This is a genomic window from Pseudomonas sp. NBRC 111130, assembly GCF_001320485.1.
Lineage (GTDB): Bacteria > Pseudomonadota > Gammaproteobacteria > Pseudomonadales > Pseudomonadaceae > Aquipseudomonas > Aquipseudomonas vlassakiae.
Map to the genome: position 1 here is coordinate 1 of NZ_BCBG01000097.1, position 1,242 is coordinate 1,242.

General features: G+C 62.3%; 1 protein-coding gene. It reads right to left on the minus strand.

Translation table 11 applies throughout. The features are described from left to right. Positions 1-1,242, minus strand: a 1,242-nt coding sequence (locus APH33_RS27485) for an immunoglobulin-like domain-containing protein (RefSeq protein ID WP_177332441.1), incomplete at both ends; no start/stop codon positions are given.

The window sequence follows — 1,242 nt, forward strand, 5'->3', positions numbered from 1 at the left end:
ACCGGTGACCGGAGCACCTACTGTGGCGGTGTAAATGATGGTGCCACCCTCGGCCACGGAAGGCGTGGCGGTCAAGGTGACGGTGGTGGTGTCTTGCACATCGGTAACGGTGGTACTGACGGGCGCCTGATTGGCGACCAGGTTTTCGTAATTGCCGCCTCTGACGCTGGTGATGCTGTTGGTGACCGCCGCGTGGCCTTGATAGACGTCATTGCTCACGGCGCCGGTGGCGATACCGGAACTCTGGCCGACCGGAATGGTGATGGTCTGGCCGTTGGCCAAGCTGACTATGACCGGGCTACCGGTGACCGGAGCCCCTACTGTGGCGGTGTAAATGATAGTGCCACCCTCGGCCACGGAGGACGAGGCGGTCAAGGTGACGGTAGTGGTGTCTTGCACATCGGTAACGGTGGTACTGACGGGCGCCTGATTGGCGACCAGGTTTTCGTAATTGCCGCCGCTGACGCTGGTGATGCTGTTGGTGACCGCCGCGTGGCCTTGGTAGACGTCATTGCTCACGGCGCCGGTGGCGGTACCGGAGCTTTGGCCGACCGGGATGGTGATGCTCTGGCCATTGGCCAGGCTGACTATGACCGGACTGCCGGTGACAGGGGCGCCCACTGTTGCCGTATAGATAATGGTGCCGCCTTCCGCCACGGACGGCGTGGCGGTCAGGGTGACGCTAGTGGTGTCCTGGACATCGGTAACGGATGTGCTGACCGGTGCCTGGTTTGCGACCAGATTTTCGTAGTTGCCGCCGCTGACGCTGGTAATGCTGTTGGTGACGGCCGCGTGGCCTTGATAGACGTCGTTAGTCACGGCCCCCGTGGCGGTACCTGCGCTTTGGCCAACCGGGATGGTGATGCTCTGGCCGTTAGCCAGGTTGACCACGACCGGACTTCCCGTGACAGGAGCATCAACAGTTGCGGTGTAAATAATGGTGCCACCCTCGGCCACGGAGGACGAGGCGGTCAAGGTGACGGTGGTGGTGTCTTGCACATCGCTAACGGTGGTGCTGACTGGCGCCTGATTTGCGACCAGGTTTTCGTAGTTGCCACCGCTGACGCTGGTGATGCTGTTGGTGACTGCCGCGTGGCCTTGGTAGACGTCATTGGTCACGGCACCCGTGGCAGTGCCGGAACTCTGGCCGACCGGAATGGTGATGGTCTGGCCGTTGGCCAAGCTGACTACGACCGGGCTGCCGGTGACTGGCGCGCCCACTGTCGCCGTGTAGCTAATGGT